General features: G+C 69.8%; 4 protein-coding genes. All 4 read right to left on the bottom strand.

Annotation, left to right across the window (positions count from 1 at the left end; all coding sequences use genetic code 11):
- Positions 1-302: 302 nt before the first annotated feature.
- Positions 303-917 carry a septation protein A gene (locus V7050_RS19120; protein WP_324370620.1) on the bottom strand — a complete coding sequence of 205 codons (615 nt, stop codon included), beginning with the start codon at positions 915-917 and terminating at the stop codon, positions 303-305.
- Between the two features lie 22 nt (positions 918-939).
- A complete protein-coding gene (locus V7050_RS19115) occupies positions 940-1,839 on the bottom strand; it encodes a DMT family transporter (RefSeq protein ID WP_324370618.1) in 900 nt (299 codons plus the stop codon).
- On the bottom strand, positions 1,836-2,861 hold the full coding sequence (ftsY, locus tag V7050_RS19110; protein ID WP_324374666.1) for a signal recognition particle-docking protein FtsY: 1,026 nt from the start codon (positions 2,859-2,861) through the stop codon (positions 1,836-1,838). The genes V7050_RS19115 and ftsY overlap by 4 nt, the downstream gene beginning before the upstream one ends.
- Before the next feature lie 160 nt (positions 2,862-3,021).
- Positions 3,022-4,044: FliG C-terminal domain-containing protein (locus tag V7050_RS19105; protein WP_324411046.1), on the bottom strand; the 1,023-nt coding region annotated here is incomplete at its 5' end.

The raw sequence follows: 4,044 nt of genomic DNA, 5'->3' as shown, positions 1-4,044 counted from the left end.
CCCCGGCAGGGCCGGCGCGGCCCGATCGCCACGGGTCGATCGGGCCGGGGACACCCTGGCCGGGGCAGGAACAGGAGTCGACGGCGAGGGACGCTGGTTTGCCTGCCAAATCCGTGGCGAGATTGCTCCGCGGGGCGCGACCCCTGCCGAAGGCTCCACCGCAGGGCTTCGCCGCGACTCCGGCAGGCGACAAGACCGCGCGCGTCCACCGTCTCCGGCGCGCAGATTTCCGTTAACACATTTTCTCTGTAATTTCAGCTGCTTGCGTCGCGTCCTCATGGGGACAGCCCCCGGCCGGCCCGTCACGCGCCCGATTTCGGCCCATCCGACACGGCGTAGCGCTGAAAGAGCGGCACCTGCGCCATGACGAAGCCGAAATTCGCGAGCGGCAGCACGAAGGTGCGGAAATTGACCCAGGCATCGGTGCCGTAGACCCGCCAGACCAGTTCGTTGAGCGCCGCGAGCGCGACATAGAAGACCACGAAGCGGATGGTGAACTTCATCCATCCCTCGTCCCGCATCGGGATCAGCTCGTCCATGAGATACTTCAGATAGCTCTGCCCGCGCAGCAGCCCGAAGCCGAGGATTCCGGCGAAGAGGCAATAGAGGATCGTCGGCTTCATCTTCACGAAGGTGTCGTCGCGCAGGATCAGCGTCAGCCCGCCGAAGATCACCACCACCACCGCGGTGATCACCGCCATCTTCGGCAGGTGCCGGGTCAAGAGCCAGCTCGCCGCGAGCGCCACGAGGATCGTGGGAATGAACACCATGGTCGAGAAGAGGATCTGCTCGAGCTGCCGCTCCTCGAGCGGCAGCCCCTCGGCCACCGGCGCCAGCCGATAGGCGAGGAAGAACACCGCGATCGGCCCGACCTCGAGCACCAGTTTCAGCAGCGGATGAATCGTCTTTCCCGACATGGCGCCCGACATAATCCCGGCCTCAGCCGAATTCCACCACAACCGCGCCGAGCGCGATCAGAACCGCGAGGGAAGCCCGCCGCATTCCCACCCGTTCGCCGAGAAAGGCCCAGCCGATCAGCGCCGCGAAGACCACCGAGGTCTCCCGCAGCACCGCCGCCTGCCCCACCCTGTCGATGCGGGTCGCGAGCATCACCCCCCCGAAGCTCACGAAGGCCACCAGCCCGCCCGTCACCCCGCGCAGCATCAGGGGCAAGGGCTCGGGCGGCGCCAGCATGCGCCGGTAGCGCCAGAGCGCGATCCAGGGAAACACCAGCCCGTCGATCATGAAGAACCAGGCGAGAAAGGTGAAGGGATCCGGCGTCGCCCGGATCCCGAAGGCGTCGTAGGTGGTATAGGCCGCGACGAAGACCCCGGTCAGCAGCGCCCAGCCGAGCGTCCCGACCGGCGGCGCCCGATCGCGCCCCGGGCGTGCGAGATTGACCAGCGCAAGCGCGAAGATCGCCCCGGACAGCAGCATCACCCCGCCCCATTGCACGCCCGAATAGCGCTCGCCGAAGAGGAGGCCGGCGGCGGCGACCGTCACCAGCGGCCCGGTGCCCCGCACGATCGGATAGACGACGGTGAAATCGCCGCGGCTGTAGGCACTGGCCTGGGCGAGCTTGTAGCCCAGGTGGATCACCTCCGCCCCGGCCAGGATCGCCCAGGCCTCGCCCTGCGGCCAGGGCACCACGAAGAGCGCCACCGGCAGGGCCATCAGCCCATAGCTGATGTCGATCGCGCCGCGGCTCAGCCAGGGATCGTGCCGGCCCTTCTGCAGCGCGCCGAAGACCGCGTGGCTGACGGCGGCGAGCAGGGCGAGCCCCATGGCGACGACATGGCCTTCGGGGGTGCCGGAGATCGCATCGACCCAGCCCGTCACCCCTCCAGCCCGGTCAGCGCCCGCGCGAATTCCTCCGGATCGAAGGGCGACAGGTCGTCGATCGCCTCGCCGACGCCAATGGCATGGATCGGCAGCCCGAAGCGGTCGGCCAGCGCCACCAGCACGCCGCCCTTGGCGGTGCCGTCGAGCTTGGTCATCACGAGGCCGGTCACATCGGCGATCTTGCGGAAGATCTCGACCTGATTGAGCGCGTTCTGCCCGGTGGTCGCATCGAGTACCAGGAGCGTGTTGTGCGGCGCCTCGAGATCGCGCTTGCGGATCACCCGCACGATCTTGGCGAGCTCTGCCATCAGATCCTCGCGGTTCTGCAGCCGGCCCGCGGTATCGACCAGCAGCAGATCCGCGCCCTCGGCCTCGGCGCGCGCCATCGCCTCGAAGGCGAGGCTGGCCGGGTCCGATCCCTGCTGCGCCGTCATCACCGGCACCCCGGCCCGCTCGCCCCAGATCTGCAGCTGCTCCACCGCGGCGGCGCGGAAAGTGTCGCCCGCCGCGATCATCACCGACTTGCCGGCGGCGCGGAGCTGGCTCGCGAGCTTGCCGATCGTGGTGGTCTTGCCCGAGCCGTTCACCCCCACCACCAGCACCACCTGCGGCCGGCGGGCGGTCAGCGGCATCGGCCGGGCCACCGGCTCGAGGATCGCGGTGATCTCGGCCGCCAGCGCCTCCTTGATCTCCTGCGCCTCGACCCGCCGCCCGAGCCGCCCCTCCGCCAGACCCGCCGTGACCTTGAGCGAGGTCTCCACGCCCATGTCGGAGGCGATCAGCAGTTCCTCGAGGCTCTCGAGCATCGCATCGTCGAGAACCCGCCCCTTCGGCGCGGCGAAGAGGCCGCCGAGCCGTCGCGCACCGGCCTCGGCCGGTGCGGCGGGCTGCGGGGACGCCGGCGCGGCCGCGGGCTCGGCAGCGGGCTCCGCGGCAGGCTCGAGGATCGCGTCGAGCCCCTCGTCGAGCTTCGAGGAGGACTTGAACAGCCGGTCCTTCAGCTTCTGGAAAAACGCCATCCGGGTCTCCGGGGTGAAGTTCCGCCATCCCCTAAACCGGGACGGGACCGGATGCAAACCGCCGGGCGGGCGCCGCTCGCGGAGGCGGCGGGACGGGGGTGCCGGCCGATGCCTCCAGGAAGATCCGGACGGGCGGCACGGCGGCCGGCCCGGCGCGGGATCAGCCGAGGCCGGTGTCCTTCTCGATGAGCCGGATCGTGCCGTCCTTGGCCTGGGCCTGGATCGCCTTGGTGATCTCGATCTGCGCCGCCTCGCCCTCCTTGCGGGTGACGTCCTCCAATGCCGCCAGCTCCTCCACGTAGCGCTCGGAGAGGCGGCGCGGCAGGTTCTCGAGCACGAAGGCCACCGTGGCGCTGCCCTGGAGTTCGCCGAGCTTGAGCGCCTTGAGCAGATCCTCCTCGGGGATGTCGCGCAGCACGCCGGCGATGTCGCGGCCATGCAGGCGCAGCGAGATGTCCTCGAAGGTGAACATCGTGCGCTGCACGTCGAGCGCGAGCGAGGAATCCTCCGCTTCGAGGAAGCCCATGAAGCCCTCGCGGACCTCGGTGGAGATGTTGTTCATCAGCCCGGCGATCAGGTCGGCCGGCCGGCGCTTGGAGAGGTTGCGCTGAAGCACCGAGAGGAAGTCGCGCTCGATGGCGTTCTGGATGCTGGCGAGCACCGGGGCGTCGAGCGTCGGCACCCGCGAGAGCCGCAGCACGATCGACTGGGCGAAGCTCCGGTCCAGCCGTTCGAGCACGCTGGCCGCGACCTCCGGGCGCATCTCGCTCACGATCACCGCCGCGGTCTGGGGATGCTCGCCCTGGATGAAGCTCGCCAGCGCCGTGACCGGGGAATCGTTCATGCGCTCCCAGACGGGGCGGATCTCGCTGCGCCGGCGCCCGGCGACCAGGCGGTCGATCTCCTCGTCGTCGTCGAGCACCGCGGCGAGCAGCTTGCGCGCCGCCTTCTCGCCGCCGGCGACCTCCGGGCCGGTGGTGAGCAGGTCGAGGAACTCCATGATCACCGCGTCGAGGATGTCCTGGTTGATCTTGCCCATGTTGCCGATCGCCCGGGCGAAGCGCTCCATGTCGGCCTCGCCCAGGTCGCGCAGGAATCCCGCCGCGAGTTCCGGGCCGATCGCCGTCAGGATCATTGCCGCCTTCTGGATCGGCGGCCGCATCAGCTCGGCCCGGATCGCGGG

It is taken from the genome of Amaricoccus sp., assembly GCF_036846665.1.
Lineage (GTDB): Bacteria > Pseudomonadota > Alphaproteobacteria > Rhodobacterales > Rhodobacteraceae > Amaricoccus.
The sequence above is the reverse complement of the archived record's forward strand: the minus strand, read 5'-3'. Positions and strand labels throughout refer to the sequence as shown.